This is a genomic window from Nostoc sp. TCL26-01, from assembly GCF_013393945.1.
In the GTDB taxonomy this organism is placed as follows: domain Bacteria; phylum Cyanobacteriota; class Cyanobacteriia; order Cyanobacteriales; family Nostocaceae; genus Trichormus.
On record NZ_CP040297.1, the window covers coordinates 3,121,888 to 3,143,504 of the forward strand.

17 protein-coding genes and 1 pseudogene are annotated in these 21,617 nt (G+C 38.8%); 6 read left to right on the forward strand and 12 right to left on the reverse strand.

Going from position 1 to position 21,617, the window contains the following annotated elements:
* Window positions 1–115: 115 nt before the first annotated feature.
* A complete protein-coding gene (locus tag FD725_RS13505) occupies window positions 116–571 on the reverse strand; it encodes a hypothetical protein (RefSeq protein ID WP_179051531.1) in 456 nt (151 codons plus the stop codon).
* A 211-nt stretch (window positions 572–782) separates the two neighbouring features.
* Here FD725_RS13505 and FD725_RS13510 point away from each other — a divergent pair, with 211 nt between their 5' ends.
* Window positions 783–2,570 carry a DUF1565 domain-containing protein gene (locus FD725_RS13510; RefSeq protein ID WP_179048598.1) on the forward strand — a complete coding sequence of 596 codons (1,788 nt, stop codon included), beginning with the start codon at window positions 783–785 and terminating at the stop codon, window positions 2,568–2,570.
* A gap of 233 nt (window positions 2,571–2,803) precedes the next feature.
* Here the strand turns inward: FD725_RS13510 and FD725_RS13515 are convergent, their stop codons facing one another.
* From FD725_RS13515 to csaB, 6 genes are all read right to left on the reverse strand, one after another.
* A complete protein-coding gene (locus FD725_RS13515) occupies window positions 2,804–3,664 on the reverse strand; it encodes a PEP-CTERM sorting domain-containing protein (protein WP_218653167.1) in 861 nt (286 codons plus the stop codon).
* A gap of 820 nt (window positions 3,665–4,484) precedes the next feature.
* Window positions 4,485–5,972 (reverse strand): NAD(P)/FAD-dependent oxidoreductase, encoded by a 1,488-nt coding sequence (locus FD725_RS13520; protein ID WP_179048599.1) that lies wholly within the window; start codon window positions 5,970–5,972, stop codon window positions 4,485–4,487.
* A gap of 198 nt (window positions 5,973–6,170) precedes the next feature.
* Window positions 6,171–7,874: an NAD(P)/FAD-dependent oxidoreductase gene (locus FD725_RS13525; protein ID WP_179048600.1), complete on the reverse strand. Its 1,704-nt coding sequence runs from the start codon at window positions 7,872–7,874 to the stop codon at window positions 6,171–6,173.
* 181 nt (window positions 7,875–8,055) lie between these two features.
* Window positions 8,056–8,259, reverse strand: a complete 204-nt coding sequence (locus FD725_RS13530; protein WP_179048601.1) for a hypothetical protein — start codon at window positions 8,257–8,259, stop codon at window positions 8,056–8,058.
* A gap of 236 nt (window positions 8,260–8,495) precedes the next feature.
* On the reverse strand, window positions 8,496–9,137 hold the full coding sequence (locus FD725_RS13535) for a hypothetical protein (RefSeq protein ID WP_256871910.1): 642 nt from the start codon (window positions 9,135–9,137) through the stop codon (window positions 8,496–8,498).
* Between the two features lie 912 nt (window positions 9,138–10,049).
* Complete coding sequence (gene csaB / locus FD725_RS13540) at window positions 10,050–11,099, reverse strand: polysaccharide pyruvyl transferase CsaB (protein ID WP_179048603.1); 1,050 nt, start codon at window positions 11,097–11,099, stop codon at window positions 10,050–10,052.
* A 138-nt stretch (window positions 11,100–11,237) separates the two neighbouring features.
* On the opposite strand from csaB, the gene FD725_RS13545 reads away from it, so the two are divergent.
* The 3 genes from FD725_RS13545 to hisA all read left to right on the forward strand — a co-directional run bounded on the left by FD725_RS13545 (window position 11,238) and on the right by hisA (window position 12,821).
* Window positions 11,238–11,582 (forward strand): DUF2499 domain-containing protein, encoded by a 345-nt coding sequence (locus FD725_RS13545; protein WP_179048604.1) that lies wholly within the window; start codon window positions 11,238–11,240, stop codon window positions 11,580–11,582.
* Window positions 11,579–11,872 (forward strand): DUF3593 domain-containing protein, encoded by a 294-nt coding sequence (locus tag FD725_RS13550; RefSeq protein ID WP_179048605.1) that lies wholly within the window; start codon window positions 11,579–11,581, stop codon window positions 11,870–11,872. Before FD725_RS13545 ends, FD725_RS13550 begins: the two co-directional genes overlap by 4 nt.
* 175 nt (window positions 11,873–12,047) lie before the next feature.
* On the forward strand, window positions 12,048–12,821 hold the full coding sequence (gene hisA, locus FD725_RS13555) for a 1-(5-phosphoribosyl)-5-[(5-phosphoribosylamino)methylideneamino]imidazole-4-carboxamide isomerase (protein WP_179048606.1): 774 nt from the start codon (window positions 12,048–12,050) through the stop codon (window positions 12,819–12,821).
* Between the two features lie 1,313 nt (window positions 12,822–14,134).
* Here the strand turns inward: hisA and FD725_RS13560 are convergent.
* Together FD725_RS13560 and FD725_RS13565 are read right to left on the reverse strand one after the other, a co-directional pair.
* A complete protein-coding gene (locus FD725_RS13560) occupies window positions 14,135–15,502 on the reverse strand; it encodes a hypothetical protein (protein ID WP_179048607.1) in 1,368 nt (455 codons plus the stop codon).
* Between the two features lie 128 nt (window positions 15,503–15,630).
* On the reverse strand, window positions 15,631–16,056 hold the full coding sequence (locus FD725_RS13565; protein WP_372726712.1) for an ATP-binding protein: 426 nt from the start codon (window positions 16,054–16,056) through the stop codon (window positions 15,631–15,633).
* 257 nt (window positions 16,057–16,313) lie between these two features.
* Between FD725_RS13565 and FD725_RS13570 the strand changes: the two genes are divergently transcribed.
* Window positions 16,314–17,504: a SpoIIE family protein phosphatase gene (locus FD725_RS13570; RefSeq protein ID WP_179048608.1), complete on the forward strand. Its 1,191-nt coding sequence runs from the start codon at window positions 16,314–16,316 to the stop codon at window positions 17,502–17,504.
* A gap of 38 nt (window positions 17,505–17,542) precedes the next feature.
* On the opposite strand, the gene FD725_RS13575 is transcribed toward FD725_RS13570, so the two are convergent.
* The 3 genes from FD725_RS13575 to FD725_RS13585 all read right to left on the reverse strand — a co-directional run bounded on the left by FD725_RS13575 (window position 17,543) and on the right by FD725_RS13585 (window position 20,934).
* Window positions 17,543–17,869: an STAS domain-containing protein gene (locus FD725_RS13575; RefSeq protein ID WP_179048609.1), complete on the reverse strand. Its 327-nt coding sequence runs from the start codon at window positions 17,867–17,869 to the stop codon at window positions 17,543–17,545.
* 92 nt (window positions 17,870–17,961) lie between these two features.
* Window positions 17,962–18,663, reverse strand: coding sequence for a PIG-L deacetylase family protein (locus tag FD725_RS13580; RefSeq protein ID WP_179048610.1), 702 nt, complete (start codon window positions 18,661–18,663; stop codon window positions 17,962–17,964).
* A 282-nt stretch (window positions 18,664–18,945) separates the two neighbouring features.
* Window positions 18,946–20,934 (reverse strand): glycosyltransferase, encoded by a 1,989-nt coding sequence (locus FD725_RS13585; protein WP_179048611.1) that lies wholly within the window; start codon window positions 20,932–20,934, stop codon window positions 18,946–18,948.
* 515 nt (window positions 20,935–21,449) lie between these two features.
* Here FD725_RS13585 and FD725_RS13590 point away from each other — a divergent pair.
* Window positions 21,450–21,587, forward strand: a pseudogene (locus FD725_RS13590) (transposase); the annotation flags it as partial.
* Between the last annotated feature and the right edge of the window lie 30 nt (window positions 21,588–21,617).

Consider the following 21,617-nt stretch of genomic DNA (forward strand, 5'->3'; position numbering starts at 1 on the left):
GCATTTCTCACCCCAGCGAGGTACAGTCTAGAATAATTAAACGCAGATAAACGCAGATAAATTTGTACCTCAGTAGACTAAGAAACGCTATAATTATGAGGATTTGTTTCCTTAGTTAGGGTTTTATTTTGTGTTTCTTAATGTGAGGACGCATCGCTTCTCGCCCTAAAATAAACATTCCTGCTACACCTAAATTGACACAAAAAACATATGGATACCAGTATTGGTGAATTTGCTCAACTGTGTTTAATTCAGGATGCAATGTGTTGAGGTAAAGTAGCAATAACAGTACCATTAATGCACCAAAACCAGTAAAACTTAACCCCACAAAAATTCTGGCAGGATGTAATTCAAGATCGCTAATTTGCTCTACGTTAATTTCTGCTAATTCTTGTAAAGATTCATCTGCTAAATTTGAGGCTACTTGTAGGCGATCGCTCAGTTTTGATGGCAAAATTGTTGTCAGTCTAGCAACGGTGGGACGGCGCAGTAAAGCTTCAGTATCTCTTAACAATACTAGTGGCTTGCTCAATGTGTGAGCTGGGGCGATGGTTTTGTCTTCAAAATCCATAACACGCCTGAGAAATGAGAGGATTACAAATAGCGTAGCAATACCCAACAGACGTTGCAATCCCATTGTAGAAACCTTGTATGCAACGTCTGTAGAGGATTTTCGGGAATGGATTAGGAAAAATTGGTAGTCAATGTTGCAAAATTTAGCGATCGCTAGCGATTTCTACAGTTAGCGTTAGTATGGCTATGTATTTTTTAACAGTATAAATATGGCTCAAACTTTTTACGTAAATCCAGGTACAGGCATCGATACCAACCCCGGTAATCAACAAGCACCATTCAAAACCATCACCCAAGCTTTGAAAGTTGCCGCACCTGACACGATAATTCAATTGGCAGATGGTAAGTACAGTACCGATAGTGGTGAGGTTTTTCCTCTCACAGTTCCTGTTGGTGTTAAAGTTATCGGCAATGAAGCGAACAAAGGCAGCAATATTTTCATAGAAGGTGGTGGTAGCTATCTCAGCCGCACTTTTGCAGCACAAAATGTCACTTTTGTCTTACTGAATAATGCCGAACTTCGCGGTGTAACTGTGACAAACCCCGCCAGTCGCGGTAGTGGTGCTTGGATAGAATCAACTACCCCCACCGTAGCTAATTCCACATTTATTAACTGTAAGCGCGAGGGAGTATTTGCTACAGGCGATGCTAACCCTGTGATTATTGGTAATATATTTACACAGAACGCCGCTAACGGAATGGCGATCGCCAAAAATTCTAAAGGGCAGATACAAGATAATAGCTGTTTTAAAACAGGTTTTGGTATCGCCATCAGTGATACAGCATCACCCATACTCACCAATAACAAAATTTATGAAAACCGTTCTGGCATAGTCATCTCAGGTAGTGCGCGTCCTATATTGCGGAACAATCTCATCGAAAACAACACCGAGGATGGTTTAACAGTAATTGGTAGTTCTGCACCAGATATCGGTAGCAACAGTAGCCCAGGCGGTAACGTTCTCCGTAACAACGTTAAATTCGATTTACAAAATGTTAGTTCTAATAGGTTGGTTTCTGTTGGTAATCAGTTAGATACAACTAAGGTTAGCGGCAATGTAGAGCTGATTGTTAGTCAAGTTCCTACACCAACGCCAACACCTATACCAACGCCAGTACCAGCGCCAACCCCCATCCCAACACCAACACCAGTACCAACACCTATACCAGCACCAACACCCATACCAGCGCCAAACCCAACACCTATACCCATACCAGCACCAACACCCATACCAGCGCCAACCCCAACACCCATCCCAACGCCAACCCCATCACCTATACCAGTACCGACAATACCTGTTGACGAACCAGAACCAACACCTATACCAACGCCAACACCTATACCCGTACCAACACCAACTCCCATACCTGTACCCACTCCAACACCCACGCCTACCCCAACCCCCAGTGCTATAGACTTAAAAGATATTGGTAATCACTGGGCTGCACCTTTTATCCGGGAACTAGTCAGACAGGGAATAGTTAATGGTTTTCCAGATCGCACATTTAAACCCGATGCAACAATGACGAGGGCGCAATATGCTGCTTTAATCGTCAAAGCCTTCAACCCATCACCAAATCGGGCTGTGATTAAATTTAAAGATGTACCAGAAAACTTTTGGGCAGCGAAAGCTATTTTACAGGCGTATCAAGGTTTATTTCTGTCTGGTTATCCTGATAACACCTTCCATCCTAATCAGAATATTCAGCGTGTGCAGGTGATAGTCTCCCTCGTCAATGGATTAGGATTGGGCTTATCTGCCGATGTTGCTAAAGCCCTGAAAGTGTTTGCGGATCAAGCGAAAATTCCGGATTATGCCAAAGATGAGGTAGCTAAGGCCATAGAGAAGGAAATTATCGTCAATTATCCAACTCTCAAACAACTTAATCCTACACGAGATGCTACACGCGGGGAAGTAGTAGCGATCGTTTATCAAGCTTTGGTAGATGCAAATCGTGTAGCGGCGATTGACTCACCTTATATTGTTTCTGCTTGATTAATAAGCGGTAAGTGTAGGGATTAATCCTATCAAGGTGAATGCTCCAATCCTAATTTCTAGTGATGAATTCCTCTATGTCTTTGTGGTGAACAAATAATTTATTTAACCACAAAGACACGGAGACTCAGAGATAAAAATTGAAGTAGACCTTTCTTTGGAGTTTTTGGAAAGCCGAGCCAATAGTCTACAGTCATCGCATTTGTTGGAACTGGAAATTTTGCAACAGAAAATTAGGATGCTTTTTCTAGTTCTCTCACAGTGGATTTAAAGGGCTTTAGTTTGCGTTTGAGGGTTGAAGCTGCGCCTAGCAGAAGGAGGAAAGCTAGGCTGGAGTTGGGTTCAGGGACAGGATGAGTATCCTCTACTTGAAGCGTATCTATACTAATAATTGGATCTCGATTTGTTGTTGATATTAAATCGATAACAACTTGTTTAATTCTTTTATCTTTTATATCTTGATCGGAGATATTTTGATTTAAAAAATTTTTAAAAAATTCCAAAACATCCACAGGCGCACCACCTTTATCATCTACTTTCCAACCAGCACTAAATATTTTAGGATCATACCTTACGGTATGTACTCCGTTTATATTTAAATCCGGAAATTTTTTGGCACTTACTCCAATAATCTTTCCATCTTTATCTATAATAACTACTTGAGCAACTATTGAAGCAGTTTTAGTTATGGAAAATGAAACATTTAGATCGTCACCTTCTTGTACTCCAGATAAAAGAAAATCAATATTAATTCCTTGCCCTACACTAAATAAATCTGCTTCAAAAAACAATTCAAAACAATTGACTGCAAAATTAGTATTATCGAGAGAAATTAACATTCCGTCTCCGACGTTATTCATTGCAACATCCATTCTTCCATTTGATTCAGATATAACAGCATTATTAATAGAAGAATATAGAGATGTATCGACAATACCATTGTCAAATTGATCTCTAAATATTTGACTAGCTTCAACAGATTTAGATTGTACGCTGATACTAAGACAACTAACTAGAGCAATTAGTCCTCCCCGTAATACTCCTGATACAAAATTTTTTAAAAAGTTGTTGCTTAATAATTTATATTGAAACATATTCATTACTCCTTAAATGTTAGAGAAAAGGTAATATGAGGTATCTTCTATCTTGTTAACTCGACCCTCTTATACCTTGGTCAAAAACAGCGCCACCCAACACCAAAAACGATATTAAAGCCCAAAATACTCTATTCCTAAAACTCAGCTAGGTATTGCGTAGCTGTGAAGGCGATTACAATATGCGATCGCTCTCAAGTTTTCATTCATGCAGATATGATCCATTCAGTGACAATGCACTCAAAATGGATTTTTCAAGTAGATAGACCAAGCTTTCAGCCTTCTAATACATTAGATAGAAGGTTACAGCAAGTTTTATTTAACTAAAGCTATAGCCGAATTTTTAGTTGGTCATGTTTTACCAACTAGGTACTCAAATAGCACCTTTATTTAAGTTGTTAAATGATGGCTGATTATGTTAAGTTTCTGGAGAAATTTGGCGCTAATCGCATTTCTCCTATTTCAGGAGTAGGGAACTTTTAAAAGATGCTCTTAAGCGTTTGCTTGTTGTTTTTTACAGTACAACATCTCATAGGCTTTACAGATACTTGTCTATATAAAACCAGTAAAATTTACCTAAACTTTAATTATTCCAGTAAATAAAATTATAATACACAAAAATGCTTTATTTAAAATAATTTTTGATAAATTTAAAAGTTAAAAAATATTAAAAATGTTGTTACAATACTAAATATTCTGGCTATGTTCCCGAAATTTAATGGGTGCTGTCATCAAATCTCTGGCGACAGAACAAGAACGCTATTTTACAGCCAACGAAGTTATAGTATTATTTAATGGCATTTGCCAGTATCACTGTATTTCATTCAGCAACGCCAGATATTTTATAAGCAGAAGGATCAACTGGTAACATGATCTCTGCAATCCGTTGCCAGATTTTTTTCGGTCTTTTTACACCCATATCATTAATCAGTTGTTCAATGTGATGTAGGTGAAATGGTGCAATACAAGTACCGTTATCTTGATTATAGTACGATTGCATTTGCCTCCATTGCGATTCTGCAATTATTTCCTGGTGCATTTCCCCAGGAGAAGGTAAGACTAGATTACCTTGAAAATATTCAACTAGCCATTTAGCAGCAATTTCTGATGTTAACTGGCAATAAAAACTGGAGTTATAACCAACAAAACCCAATTGGGGAATATCAGGATGAATCAGATGGCGATACAGGTGAAAATTACCTTGATAGTTGATGATTAATTGATAATACTTTTCTGCTAAAAATGAGATATTTTGCCGAAACCCTGTAGCGAAAATTACGACATCTGCTAATAACTGTTGACCATTTTCTAAATTTGCACCGTTGGGAATAAACTGAGCGATCGCTGTTTTTACAGTCCGAATTTTTTGCGATCGCACATACTTGTAAAAGTCTGTAGGTGCAATACTCACGCCACTACAATCAAGAGATTGATGCAAAGGTCTATCAGGTAACATCCCACAAGCATCTAGCTTAAATTGTAAACGCAAAATCCTTTCACATAGCCACCAAAATAACCGGACTATCGGTTTACCGATAGTGTGTAAAAATAACTCTACACCTTGCAAATGTCGATAAGGTATCCAAATCTCAGCAAAGCGAGTTAAGAGAATATATTTAACATTAATCAAACCAAGAAAAAACTTAGGAACTTTCCAAGATATTCTGCGAAAGATGAGGGTACATTCAGCCGCTATATTTACAGCCATAGTGGCAATATCAGTAGCTGATTTACCAAAACCTACTATCAGCAATCGTTTGCCTTGAATATCCGAAATATCATTAAACTCAGTTGAATGCAATACTTTACCACCAGCCGCGATGAATGCTTCTTGACCAGGTAATAATGGCTGATGGGGAATATTAAAAATACCATTACAAATCAGTACAAAATCAAACTCATGTATTTCTTGTTTTGTTTGATTAGTATCATCATCCTGACAATTAATGCTAACTACCCATCCTTGATCTGCACCAATTTTCCTGTCAATTTTGATTACTTCCGTTTGCCAACGAATTTTTGGTGTGACACCAAAATGCTGTGCGTAAGACTCTAAATAAGCTTGCATTTGTGCTGCACTAGGCCACTCTGGATAAGTAGATGGCATAGGATAATCAGAGAAAGCATAGGTATCACGGGGGTTTTGGGTAGTGAGTCCGGGGTAAGTACGAGATTTTTCCCAAACACCACCTAAAGCTGTTTGTTTTTCAAATACACTGACGTTGTATCCTGCTTCTAGAAAAGTCTTAGCAGCAACCAAACCACTAATACCCGCACCAACAATACATACCTGCTTCTCTATTACCATTTACATAACCCTTTGTAGACTTCCCCTGCATACATCACAGATTTTTCATACTTTTTTGTCAATCGTCCAAGAATTTTCCTTGATGATTGTAGGGACGTACGGACGTACACCCCTACTAGAGGCTCAATGATAGGTCTTACACCTGATTCTTCAGCAGCCGGAAGCTACTATCTCATCAGATAATCTGAGGCAGTGAAATTAACTACGCCCACTGTAGTGTAGCTGACCTTCTACTGGCATAGAAATTGTCAGAGGTGGTTTGTCTGGATTTAATGATGGTTTGACCCAACCTTCTAAAGTCATCACCTCTAGACAAAACATCGTGTGCTGGATAGCGATACGTAGATGTTCAGGTGGAACGCGGGTTTTAAACAAAGCAATCAGATATTGATAGATTTGCTCTATATCTGAGGTACGACTGAGAACATCGATGAGTAGACCGTAAAGACCTGTAATCGGTAAGCGATCGCCGTTTTGTTTGAGGTAACATTTAACTTGGTCAATCTTCCCATGAGTGTAAACAGCGACAAAATCTTCTGTGGTGTCTGCCAAGTCAAGTTGGAAAACATTATACCCACTGATTTCCCAAGGTAACTCTTCTTTGGCAAAACGCTGTACCATCTGTTTCATGGCTCCCAGGTCAAACCCACCAATCACCGCTTGACCAACGATATCATTGGTGAAACCACCTTGAGCTAACCAACGAAAAGCCTCTGGGGGACTGAGATTGAGTCCAGCTTCTTTAGCAATGGTTTGGCAATGGGCGTATAAATCTGTAAATTGCCCATTAGCCGCGTACCAATAATCAGCAAAGCGGATATGTTGTTGCACACGACGACGCTGATTTTGGTCGTATTGATTTTTCAACCAATTAACATCATGTTCGCCCTTGTGTAAATCTAGTAATGTGTAGGCTAGTTCTTTAGCACCAACATGAGTTAATGTCAATCCAGCAGATAAAATCGGATCGGCAAAACCGGCGGCTTCTCCTACTAAAAACCAGTTTTCCCCAACGGTTCTCTCGGCTAAGAATGACCAATCTTTCGTAATCTCGATTTTGTCTCTACTAGTAGCATTAGCCAGTAATTTGGAAATCAATGGCTCTTGCTTGAGCGCGTCTTGATAAATCTCTGCGGCTGACTTTTTCGCTTCCTTGTAATAGCTGGCGGGACAGACAAAGCCAACGCTAGTACGGGTTGGACCTAATGGAATAAACCAAATCCACCCATAGCCCAAGCTCATGATTTGGATGCGTGTACCACCGACACCAATTTCTACAGCCCAATCTGCATTATTCCAATAGTCCCAGATGGCAATATTCTGTAGTTGTGTAGGACATTCTGTTTGTACACCCAAAGCCTTGCGTAATATACCTACATGACCAGAAGCGTCAGCATAGTAAGTCGCGGTGATTTGTTCCCCAGAACTCAGATGTAAAGCTGTAATGCGATCGCCTACTGTATCGACTTTCACAACGGCTGTCTGCTCTCGCACCTCACATCCTAGCTCTTCTGCATGACGTAGCAAAATATCATCGTAGATGGAGCGATCTACTTGAAAAGCTGTTTGTCGGCGTTGTCCTTCATACTTAGCCGGACGAGCCTCTTCTTTAAACTCTTCTAATCTGAGAAAGTGAAATTCCCAAGGTTCTGGATCTTTTCCCCACCGATAGTTTCCCCCAACTTTAATCGGGAAATTAGCAGCTTCTACCTTATCCCAACACCCCATTTCATTCAGGATGTCACTAATCTGCGGTAACTGACTTTCACCTACGTGATCTCGCGGAAATTTTTCTTTTTCTAAAATCAATACACGCAGTTGAGGATTATACTTTTTTAGTAGAGTGCCAGTTGTGCTACCGCCAGGGCCGCCACCAACAATTACAACATCATAGTGATTCATAAAGAAGTGGGAAATTAACTTAATGGGATTGTGAATGACAAGTTTCAAGAACTAGTAAAAATCTGGCAATTTCGACAGAATTCATAATTGCCAGAAAATCTCATAGCTGGCTCGACAAAGCATACTGAAAAAAACACCTATCCACAGTAAATTATTCAGTATGCTATGTTTTACCTAGTTTTTAAGCGTTAGCAGTTAATGCTGCTTCTGCATTAGCTATTGCAGGATGGGAGATATCCAAATTTTCTGTCCAAGTATGAGAAATTTCTAAGTTCTCAGTCCAAGTGTGGGAAATTTCTAGATTTTCTGTCCAAGTATGAGAAATTTCTAAGTTCTCAGTCCAAGTGTGTAAAAGTTGAATTCCTGGTTGGTTTGCTTGAGACATGATTCTACTCCTGATAGATTAGTGAAATGGGATAGGTGCTAAACATAAAATTTCTCAATATATTTAGATAGGAAAAACTCTAGTGACTACATCACAGTCACCTTAGTTAATCCTGATATTTTGGTATCACTGCTTGTAAAAATCTCCAATTACATAAGGTAATCTCTAGCCTCTAAAACTAGCTGTTGATCTGAATAAGACATACCCAACAAAAGCAATCAAAGTTAAGCCGATGTTCATGCAACTAGCTGCTGACGGTCACAATAACCAATTGCATAGACAAAAAGCGAATTAACTAATTCTGTAATTAAGTCGAAGACTTTATCAGCTAATACCAAAGCTGCTTGATTTTCTATTTCTGTTAACTGGATATTTGCTAAAACTTCTTCTATATCGCTAGATCCTGTTGTATGACCTGTTTCTACAGCTAAATGAAAGTCGCCAAAATACAAATATTTATTACCAGTGACAGATTGTAGTTGATGAGCCACTTGTGCCGCATTAGCAAAGACAATATTTCCCGTTGATTCTAAGACTTCAATGATGACTAGCTTCTGAATGGGAGTTGCTTCCAAAGCATAACGAAATAATTGATATACCACCCAGCGTGGAGTCATAGTTTCTTCACTCCACAGAAATTTTATACTGTCTGTAAATGTTAAGGAATTATCAAAACCAAGTTTTTCTAAGTCTGATAGAAACCATAACCAGTGGTGATCATCTTCCTCTGTATGATTATTAATCAGCAGTTGTAATGGATCGCTACTATCTTCATCACGAAATCCGCGTTTATTTAGCTCTCCAAAACTCATAATAAAAGGAACAGCACAAGGGCCCCAAGCCAATCTCTTGTCAGGCTCTATGCTTTGATCTTGCATAAATTTTATCAGAGGTAATTGGGCAAATTCTCTCTTCCTAGTCTCAATGAACTCAAGGACTTCTTTCATTATTTATGCCCTAACTTTCATCAATGTTGATTTGGAGAAAAACTCATTTCTGCACAACACCAGTCAAATCTATTAGCCTTTTACTCTGGCAAATAATTTTGATTTAATGTTTCTAAGTGTTAAGTTTTTGTTTTAAAACTTTAATTACTTAATTAATTTTTAATCTTTTTGTTTAATAAAGTGTAACCGAAATAATACTTAATTAAAATAGTTAAATAAAGCACAATAATACTTGTGATTAATAATACATTGACTTAAATCATAAAATTTATAATTTTTAAATGACATTTAATGCAATGGTGTATATATTTATGCCTTCTTTACGAACAAAAATCCGTCTTTGCGAAATTATTTCGATGTTAATCTAAATACAGAAGAGTGATTTTAGCAACTTGTGCAATGAAAGATATACTTAAATGTCATCAAAACGCAACATTTTATTTGTTCCCAAAGTATCTCAGAAGGTATTTATCTATCAAAAAATTAAATAAAAAGATTTACTGACAGAGCTTTTATATCAAAGGTAAGATGTAAAATTCTCATAAAATGGTATGTAGCTAATACTACATTGATTAAATCCTAACAAAGATATACCTAAATATCACTCTAAATATAGATAACAAAAAGTGACTTTGTATGTTTCTTATAAAAAATTTACCCATCAAAAAGTCTTCATCTCAAAATTTCCATCTATATCAATGCGTGAAGCGGAAATTCATACATGAGATGGAAAAATTTTGAGTAGTGCTTGATTTTATGTAAAATTTCTTAAATTATGTTCATAGTTGAGATATAACACTTATATATGCAGAGCTAATTGTCGCAGAGTAGCGCAACTACAGGTTATTGAATTAGTGACTGACTCAATAACTCACGATGAATTAATGCTCGATCAACTAAAGACTGGATTTGTTCAGATGAAAGTGGATCACCATTAGCATAATGTTCTATCCAAGTCTTACCAATCAAATTGGCATCATCTGGTAAATTTGCTAAATCCCACCCTGGCATCCCTAATTCTTCCATTAAACGATTAATTTTAGGATCGTAACTCAAGGCAAAACAACGACAGCCTTCAGCTGCTGCCATAATTAAACTGTGTAGCCGCATTCCAATAGCCATTTCTACACCGCGAAACACTCCTTTGAGTATCTGTGGATCTTCCAGACACAAGATTTTACTGACATCTGGGAGATGTGGGTGTATGGCTTGAGCGATCGCTAAATCTTCACTTTTTTGAAACGGTAATAGTAAAATAAAAGCCTGGGTAGCTGTTTGAAAATCTACCAATGCACGAGTTAAATTCGCTAAACGAGTTTCTGTCAACTGAGGATGCGATCGCAAAGTAACGGCAACTCTAGGTGCAGGTAAATCCCAAAGTCCCGGCACTGGCTGAGATTGTAAAGCCCAAACCGGATCTGGTGCAAGGATATGCGGAATGTGCCACTCAGATAATAAAGCAGCACTAACGCGATCGCGTACACTAATTGCCTGACAACCAGCAAAATTTTGTCTAGCTAACCAGCGAGTTGGTGGACGTAACAAAGGGCCGATACCTTGCGCCCAAGCTATAGTTTTTAAGCCCATTGTTTGTGCCAAGGCCATTAACCCACCATAATAAAATGGGCTAAGAGTGCTAGTGACATCCTGGATTAAACTTCCACCACCCCAAATCAAAGCGTCACAAGAACGCAAAGCTTGCACCACAGGCAAAATAGCCATACGATTGTGAGCTTCTACATGATAGCGATCGCTAGTTTCTTCTGGATTACCAGAAAGCACCACAGGTGTAACATGAGATGGTAACATTTGCAGAAGCGTTGCCAACAAAGCTTCGTCACCACCATTACCTTTACCGTAATACCCAGATAATAAAGCCCGCATCGTTCCCATTTAAAATTATGAATGTTGGATTTTAGATTATCAACTTTTTTAGGGAGTGGGGGAAACAATTCAAAATTCAAAATTCAAAATGAAGAAATAATGACCAATGACCAATGACTATTGACTATTGACTATTGACTAAAACTTATGCACGCTTTATCAATTCCGACTTGGATTATTCATATTTCTAGCGTTATCGAGTGGATTGCCGCGATTTGGTTAATTTGGACTTATGGGGAACTTACTGGGAACCGTAGTTGGTGGGGATTGTCTTTGGCGATGTTACCTGCTTTAGTAAGTGCTATGTGTGCTTGTACTTGGCATTATTTCGATAATGCTGAATTTTTGGAATGGTTGGTAACATTGCAAGCTACTATGACTTTAGTCGGGAATTTTACCCTTTGGGTGGCGGCGGTGTTGATTTGGCGTTCTAGCAAGTTTGCCGAAGCAGAGCAGATTATTGAATCAAAAGCTATTGAATCAAAGAGATGATATCAAAAGAAACCCTGTTTGCCTTATCGTTATTTCCCTATTTGGGTTTCTTGTGGTTTATCAGCCGCAGTCCACAAATGCCTCGTTTAGCCCTATATGGATTTTACGGTACGCTGGTTTTCGTTGGTGTAACCATCCCCGCCGGGATTTATGCTCAAGTGCATTATGGCGAATCTTTAGCGAATGTAGACTGGTTACACGGTAGTGCGGAAGTATTTTTAACTCTTTCTAATATCTTGATTGTCTTGGGTTTTGGACAAGCTATTAGACAATTGCGGTCAAAGAATTAGTACAAGAAGGTGATAGGGGACAGGTGATAGGGGATAGAAATGATACTTATTCTGTAAACTTTTTGGCTATTTCAGATTATTAATGATTAGTAAACTTAATTACGAATTACGTAGCTTGCTTCTCGCCCTTGGCGAGTATTACGAATTACGAATTATAAACATGGGGGTGAAGTAAATGGAAGTAATTCCAGCAATTGATTTACTTGCAGGACAGTGTGTGCGATTGTATCAAGGAGATTATGAGCGATCGCAGGTTTTTAGTGAAAATCCTGTGGATGTTGCCCAGCAGTGGGTAGATCAAGGTGCAACAAGATTACATATAGTTGATTTGGATGGTGCAAAGGCTGGTAAGGTAGTAAACTTAGCAGCAATTGAGGCGATCGCTCAAGCAGTTTCTATACCAATTGAGATTGGTGGGGGATTGCGCGATCGTTCTAGTGTGGAACAAGTGTTTAATTTGGGTGTACGCTGGGCAATTCTGGGTACTGTCGCCGTCGAACAACCCCATTTAGTCCAAGAACTCTGTCAACAATATCCTGGACAAATTATTATTGGCATTGATGCTCGTAATGGTTTAGTAGCTACTCGTGGTTGGTTAGAAACCTCGGAAGTTTTAGCTACACAACTAGCAGTACAAATGCAAGAACTAGGTGCATCTGCAATTATTTACACTGATATCCATCGTGATGGAACTATGGCGGGGCCGAATTTGGTAGCATTGCGGGAACTGGCAGCTGCTATATCTATCCCTGTCATTGCGTCTGGTGGAGTCAGTTCTGTCACTGATTTATTGAGTTTGTTAGCGTTAGAACCACAAGGGGTGACTGGTGTAATTGTGGGACGGGCATTGTACACTGGCGATATTATTTTAAGGGAAGCATTGCAGGCGATCGGCCCAACCCGCATTCAAGATATCCCACCCAATTTAGGCTCCTCATATCTTGCTTAACCTTAGCTTACTTAGGGACTTATTTGTTTTTTAGTGTTCCCTAAGTTGACTTTAATTCCATATCTGGTTAACAGCCTGTTTTGCTAGATTGGTTTTTGTGATTTCTGGAATCTCCCATAACACTTTTGTAGGTATGTATAGAAATTATCCAAAGCGATTTTTTCTATAATTTGTCCATAATTTTGTTAAACTTAGGCGCAATCAAGTTAATCAGTACCAAAATAATTTATTTCTAGACAAACTATTCTGTAAAAATAATGGGTTTCCTTTGTTATAGAGACGTAAATATGATCACGTCTCTATTTTTATTTTGATAGTTAGATAGCAATACGGTTCAGTTAAGGCTAAAAACTACAACTAGTGTAGTAGCGTGGCAAGCCTAAAATGTTGCAATAAATTGGGAAAAAATTGAACGCAGATGTAGCTTGCTTCCCAGAGGGTACGCGGATAAACGCAGATGAATAAGATGTTAGATTTTTAACTAATGCCTCATTTTAACCCAATACGGTTCAGTTAAGGTTGTCAGCTTATTGATCTCCCAAAAACCAAGACTTGGGGGATTCTCCCCCAAACCCCCGATTGGGGGACGGTTGCGTCCCCCAAACCCCCTCCAAAAAATAGATATGTTTTATGTGTAGTAATTCATTTATTTTCTTAACTGAACCGTATTGCATTTTAACCTAGACACGCCAGTAGGTTGGGTTGAAGAATGAAACCCAACGGTATCAGGACTTTGTTGGGTTTCGCTGTCGCTCCACCCAACCTACTTTTCTGCTTAACTGAACCGTATTGAGTTAGATAGACCATATGACAACAAACAAGCACTTGCGTAGCTTTCATTGGCAAAGAGAGTAAACTTTTTGACTAATTTCTGGAAATGGTACTATACTGAGTGTAGCTAAATTTAATACTCAATATCAGTTTGCATCTTATGGCTAGCCAACAACCCAACTCTAAGCAACCTGCTAAAAATATCAACGCAGTCAATAAGAATAGGAAAAAACCACTAAATAATGGTAAACCAGGTAAAACAGACCAATAATCTATCAATCTCTGAGCAGATTCATATTTAATTGAGCATTTCTTGACAACGAGTCCCATTTTGCACGCATCTCAGCTAAAATCGAGGTTTTTGGACTGTTGACCAAATCAGTTACCAGTTAACAGTTATCAGTTACCAGTTAATAAACAAAAATCTTGGTACAAGTTCCCTTTCCGTTACCAGTTAATAAACGTTCACTGTTCACTGTTTACTATGCCACCCTTAGAAGGGTTTTTTGGTTTAGTGCGTAAGTCCTAATATTAATTGACTCTTAAAATTTGACACGCATTTGTCCTGTTAAGGAGTTGCCAGTGTAAGCACTTTCTCCTGTATCTTGATTACGGACATTACTAAAACTATAACCCAAGTCTGCTTCAAGATTAGGTGATAGCTTTACCGTACAGCGCGTTTGATAGGTATTGGCGTTGTCAAATTCTCCTTTGAGTCTCTGCCTTCCTAAATTAGCAGCGAGACGACAGCTTAAGAAATTAGTGATATTACCCTGCCAAGCCAACTCAGCGTTATATACGAGGAAATCTAATGGGGAAAAATAGCCACTTGTACGCTCTAAATCGCGTTCATAACTCCAAGTAAATAAGTTAGCTGCTAGAGAAAATTGTCCTAACTTGCGCTCTAACCGACTAAAAGTCTGCACTTCGGAATTACCATCGTTGTAGTTACCCAAACGCAATGATAAAAACAAGCTGGTATGACGATCAATTTGCCAGTATAAATCAGGGCCAAATCGCCAAGCAGTAATTTGGTTATCTAAAGTTCGAGCATTGGATTTATAAGGTCCTTGTTCTAAATTAGCTGATAGTACTACTATTGATAGCAATTTACCCGATGGTGAAAGTTGCGGTGACGAAATGGGAGTATCAACTTTAGCATTGAAATTAATTGCTTTCGGTAAACGGTTGAAAACATCGACTCCAGCTGCTGTTTGCAGCGTCACTTGCCCAATTTTTCCCTGCCATCCAACTTGCAAGGGATAATTAATAATTGATTCCACTCCACGTTGTTCAAAGAAATTAAAACCTGTTTTGATAAAGATTTTATTGCCATTCCTCAATCGAAACTGCACTGTTGGTTCGATGAATAAATTAGTTTGACCAAAGTTGTCTGTGTCATAACGATAGTCTGTATAAATACTTTCCAAAACTGCATCTGGTGTTTCTGGTTTGGGAGAAGTTGTTGGTGGGCTAGAATTCTCTGGTAGTTTGGGTAAGACTGGCGGTAATCGCAAATCGGGATTGAAGTTTTCGGGAGCCGCCATCAAAATAGGTATTGGCTCTAATCTATAGAGAGATGGTTTCGATAATTCTAAGTTCTCAGTTCTGAGGAGCGCATGAGTTTTCAAGACAGATTTGAGGGATGATTCCTCGACTTGAAGATACTGGCGTGGGAATTCCCCCGTTATATCTGAAAATTGCTCTGCTGGGAGAGAATTTATTTTGGTGGCTGGCTCAGTCAATGCTGAAGCTGATTTCTCATTGTGATGTGGTTCGGCAGCTTGTGACTTTGCTGGTGATAATGTACAAATACCTATGCTACCGATTACTCCCAACTGGATTTGTAGGCATTTCAAAATGAGGGCAGTGGACAAACTATATCGAAAAACTCTCAAACTATCTGCCATTGGTCGATACTGTATTTGTATATCAATGCAAAACTAGCTGATGTATTCGGCTTGGGATTATAATGCCCAAAAGTTCCCTCTTTTATCATTTTTTTTGAGAGCATAATATTTACTTAAGTAATCAACCCTCAACAGTAATTCTTACTAATAAATAAACAGTAGCGATTATCTACTGTTAGCTGATAACTTAACTTGTCGGCAATGGCGGACATGATTTTTAACCCACGTCCACGTTCTTGCTGATTTTCTTCAAATCCAGATGTTTGTTGCAATTTTTGCTCTAAGTCAAAAAATGCACCTTGAGACCAAATACGAATTTCTATAGATTGATCTAACCGCACAGCCTCTATGGCAATAGGAGTTTCTATAGGTAAATTTTTATGGGCGTGTTCCACAATGTTAGTAAAGCCTTCTATGAGCAGGGTTTGACATTGCCACCAAATTTGTTGATCGGAGAGGGGTGGTTGATTAATCTGCTCAAACCAAGACAAAACTTGAGGTGAAGCTGTCAGGTCTGTGTTAACTTTAATGTGGATTGTTTTACTAATTTTCATAGAAAAATCATCATTGTATAGGAATACGATTTGATTACTGTTAGCGTAGCTTGGTGCAGCCTAATCATTTGCGTAGGTAGACAATAGGTAAGAAGTTTATCGACTTATACTAAGTTTTTTAAATAATCAAATACTAGTCTTATATGCGCTAATTATCTTATTTAATTTGAGTATTTCTACTATACATTTAAATCTCAATTGCCTGTAGTTTTAATTAAAAGGAATTTCTTATCATTTTACTTAGTAAAAAGTAATTTATGTTAAAAATTTTAGTTATTGATGATGACCCAATAGTGCGAGCAGTCATGCAAAGAACGCTGCAAAAACAAGGTTATGATATTACTGTAGTCAGTAATGGTGAGGAAGGAATTGCACAAGCACAACTGCTACATCCGGCTCTGATTATTTGTGACTGGATGATGTCCCAGCTAGATGGATTGGAAGTGTGTCGTCGAATTAAAGCAAATCCAGAATTAGCAACTACTTTTTTTATTTTATTGACGGCTAAAGGAGCAGCTACGGGAGAGGAGGAAGATAGAGTTAGAGGGCTTGATGCTGGAGCCGATGAGTTTATCTCTAAACCAATAGAAATGAATGAATTAAAAGCACGAGTAAGAGCAGGGCTAAGATTACATCAACTGCATCAAGATTTACAAATTCAAAAGCAGGCATTGGAGATACTTAATAGAGATTTACAAACTCAAAAGCAAATTTTGGAAACCGAATTAGCGGAAGCAGCTGATTATGTGCGATCGCTTTTACCTTCACCGCTTATAGGATGTGTAAATACAGAAAATATTTTTATTCCCTCTGCACAGCTAGGAGGTGATTGCTTTGACCATTATTGGCTCGATGATGATCATTTGGTAATTTATTTGTTGGATGTATCAGGACATGGAGTAGGTTCAGCCCTCCTATCGGTATCTGTGCTAAATGTTTTGCGATCGCAATCTCTACCAAACACTAACTTTTGTCAACCTGGGGAAGTTCTCAAAGCACTCAATAACGCTTTTCAAATGAGAAAGCACGGTGATAAATATTTCACAATTTGGTATGGAGTTTATGACCGCCTCAAACGTCAACTGATTTATGCTAATGCTGGACATCCACCGGCTCTACTTTTAGCTAGTAATTCTCCAACAAACATCCAAGTTCAACAGCTAATTTCTTTAGATTTACCCATTGGTTTTTTACCTGATGTGCAATTTAGTGAAGCTATTTTTGATGTCGAACCCAACAGCAATTTGTACATCTTCAGTGATGGTACTTATGAAATTAATCAGCCAGATGGGAAGATTTGGGGTATTGATGCTTTCATTAACTTACTAACCAAGCGCAGTCAAGAAGATACTTGTGAGCTAAATCAGATATTGGCGAATATTCTCGCTGTGAATACTCAGAACCATCTTGACGATGACTTGTCTTTGATAAAAATCACTTTTGGTTAGTTGAGAAAATTAGCTGGGATTTGGCATTCTTGAGCATCTTATTGAATTGACATAACTTGATGATGGAAGTCACCTCGGTCAGCAAAAGTTTGAAATATTCTATCCATTTTAGTTAGTTCAAACAACATTCTCACTTGATCATTGATAGAACAGAGAAAAAGTTTGACATTAGCACTTCTTGTCATTTGCATTGCCGATACTAAAGCACCTAAGCCAGAACTATCGATAAATTTTACTTCTTGCATATCGATTAGTAAAATCTGCACTCCGGTTTCCACAATGCTGCTAACTTCGCGCCGCAGTTCATTACCTCTAATTCCATCTAAAATTCCCGATAATTCTAGTATCTCAACACTCGAATTCATGATGTTAATCCCTGGTAACTTGACTGGTTAACTATATACTACTATTTTGGCATTGACCGAATAGAAACGGCAAGATGTCTAGTTTTTTTATTTTAAATATATAGCTTATTACTATTGGCGATCGCCGCAAAAAAACCAGCATCAACCCATTGCCGAGAAATTTCAAAAGCTTCAAAATAGCCATTTCTCTGACCTAATTCTCTAGCCCAAAATCGGGATAAAACAAGTATGGCATCTAGTTGCATAAATGCTTTATTTGACTCAGATTCATAACAACCAATAGCAGCAATTTTTTCCTCAATTACAGACGTGATGTCAACAAAAAAGTTGGGTTCAAAACCACGCAAAAAAACAGGTGGTGCTGAATACCACAGAGGGATGTTTTTGCGAGTGGCTACATTAGAAACTGCGATCGCACACACTTCATGATCTCTATGCCCATATTTTTCCGGTTGTGGTGCGTGAGTAATAATCAAATCGGGTTGCCAACGTCCAATAGATGCTTCAGTAACTTTGATTACTGCTTGTGTTGAGAAATTACACTCCTCAAGTGCATGAAACTCATAAGTTGCACCGATGATTTTACCTGCTTCTTCTGCTTCTTGATGACGTGTACCCTTCATGGACGAACTAGAAAGACTACCATCAGTCAATATTAAACAGTGAACATTCCATCCTGTCTTAGACATTAAGCTCAGAGTACCAGCAGCAGGTAGAACTTCATCATCAGCATGAGCATAAACTGTTAAAACAGTTCTCCGATCAAATTTATTTGCCTCTAAATAAGTGTTCATCGCTGTTTTCTGTACATCTTTAGTTATTTGATCTTTGCCTGCGTCTTTATCGAACAGAATTCAGAAATCAGGAGTCAGAATGGGCTAAACGCCCCGCTACCGCTAACAGCATGAATTAGAGTCCAACACTTCGACTGAATCAGTACATTGCTGAGTGAAGAATAGTGGTTTAAAATCTCGTTCCTAGTAGGCGAAAAAAATTAAAATATTCTTCCTAATTAAAACTCTATCTCTTTAAGGGTAGAGTATTCTGTATTCTGAATTCTGTATTCTGACTCCTGTTTATTTTTGCACTGCTGGCAATGGCTGCCAAACAGATGCACTGATAATAGCCCACAAAAGTGACAAGTTATAGATAGCCCATGCACCATTGATGAGGTGAAGCCAGGGATTATTTAAATTGCCAATGGCAAATTGATAAAGGCTCCATAACATTCCTAGAATAGTCAGGGTAAAAATAAGTAGTTGCGGCCAAACAAGTTGGATATATGTTCCAGATTGCCTCAGCTTAGGTGTTACTTGGAATTTGAGATTACCCCCAAAAAATACACTGAATATGGCTTGAATGAATAAGGGGAATAAACAGATTGTGTATTGTTCAGAGCGCCAAACTTCTCCAGCAGGAATGCCCCAAGTAGCAGTCATCGTAGTCAAACGGTTGATAATAAAAATGGGAAAAAAGTGGATAGCAAAATCAGCCCCGTAGCTTTTAACTGGAACGATATCTGTGAAAAAATAGATGATGGGGCAACAAAGAAAAACCAGAGTAGAAAAACCACAAAAATAGCTATACATTGTCTTAAAGTAATGCAATCGTTGCCAAAATGTTAGCCCTGGTTTTGTGAATGGATTCTCTCTGAGTAGTACTTGGATAGTGCCTTGCGCCCAACGTAGTCGCTGTTTCAGGGTAGATTTTAAGTCATCTGGTGCTAAACCTTCTGCTAAAAGTTCATGATGATAAATAGATTTCCAGCCAGCACCATGCAGACGCATTGCTGTATTCATATCTTCTGTGATACTGTTGCTGGATAGACCACCAATTAATTGAAATTCATTTAAACGCTTTTCATCTTTGGCAAACTCATCAGCAAAATGTTGTAGTCCAACACTAATCAGTGCTTCTCGCCGCAGAATGGCATTTGTACCCGTATAAAAAGCGGCATTCATGCCATCTTTGCCTTGCTGGAGTGGCCCATAAAATAAATTTGCTCGATGTCCAAACGGGTCGCCTGGAGGAAGATTGTAAAAATCCTGGGGTGTTTGGACAAAAGCAATTTGATTCTGGTCGTATTTTCCTGTGAAAAGATTATAGGTGTAGAAATAAGGCAGAACTCGCTTGAGAAATTGTGGCTTAGGAATATGGTCAGCATCTAGGGTCAGAATAAATTGTCCAGAAGTTTCTCCAGAAAAAATCGCGTAATTGAGATTGCCTGCTTTAGCGTGATGAGGTACACCAGCTGGTTTGGGACGAGCAATATAGCGAAAACGAGCAAGTTCCACTAGTTCCAATTCTTTCTGACGAATATCTGCTTCTAAGGCATTACGTTCAGTCGTGAGGCGATCGCTAATAGTATGATGTTCTGGAGGTAGCCACAGAATCAGCGATCGCAAACTTTGCACAAATCCAGTAGCAGACTCGTTAACTTCTGATGCTGAGGATGCTTGCAGCCATTTTTCAGCAGCTTGAGTATTAGGTATCAGATTTTCTAGTTGCTTTAAGCGCTCTAATAAACAAGCGTGTTCTGCATCAATCCTTTCTGCTTCTAGCCGTAATTGTGGTGATTGCAAATCCTCAATACACAATCTTTCTGTCATCGTGCGTATCTGGGCTGAATTACCATCATCCAGGACAAAAACACGCAACTTTGTCGGGGGGTAATCCATTGCTAGAGCAGCTTTGGCAGTTTTTTCGACAATTTCGGGCGGCTCGTTGTAGCACGTCACAAATACATCTATTGTTGGCCAGTCTGAACTTGGTATCGGTGGAGTCAGCTGATCGAGAGACTTAATCTGTCGAACTAAAGGCCGCCACAAGCCAATTACAAACATCATGCCGCCAAAATAGCTATAAATTTCGGCTATTAGCAAAGGAATAGAAATCCACAGCGCATCAAAATTAATCGAATGGGTAATGCGCCATTGCAAATACCAGAAACCAAAAATTAAATTTATTTCTGCTAGATAGCGAAATAATAGTGTTCTTTTTTTCAAGAATGAGCGACTGTTACCAGAAAAATTGGCTGAACTATTACTAATAGGAACTGAAGTCATAATTTTGGATTTTGGATGCGGAAAACTTGATAAATAACTGAAGCTTTGGGTTAACCCAACACCTTGATCTATGTTGGGTTGCGTTGCGCTTAACCCAACCTACTTCTGAGATTAAAGAGGATAATGCAACTTGTGCATACACAGTAGCTTTTCAAGGGTGGTGAGAGGGGATAAAAGACTTAATACAAGTATTCCCCAATAAAACTGATTAATCACACAAATATCTGGGTAATTGCAGAGAGCTGGACTTTGGACTAAAAAGCTAGAGAAAAGCAGTCAGCAGTAACACTGACGTGAGTTCGACAAATCTTTTTTGACCTCTCCCCCAACCCCTCTCCGACGCACAGAGGGCAGTGTGGTTTCATACAAACAGAGAAAAAACAAAACTTTGTTTCAAAGCCTCTCCCCCCGTGGGGGAGAGGTTTGGAGAGGGGTTTTTCCCGTCGTCGAACTCACGTCACATTAACACTGACTGGCGTAAAGTCAATAAAAGTAATCGATAAATCATTGACGTGATGATCCTGACGCAACTAGAAAAATTCCGCCAAGCTATCTACGATAGTTTGGGGAAGGCCAAAGATGCAGTATTTAAATTGATGGATGCAGTATTGACAAGTCTGAGTATCCCATCATTTGTAAGCTTGTCACAAAGCCGCCGGACGTAATCGTAAATTCCAACCCTT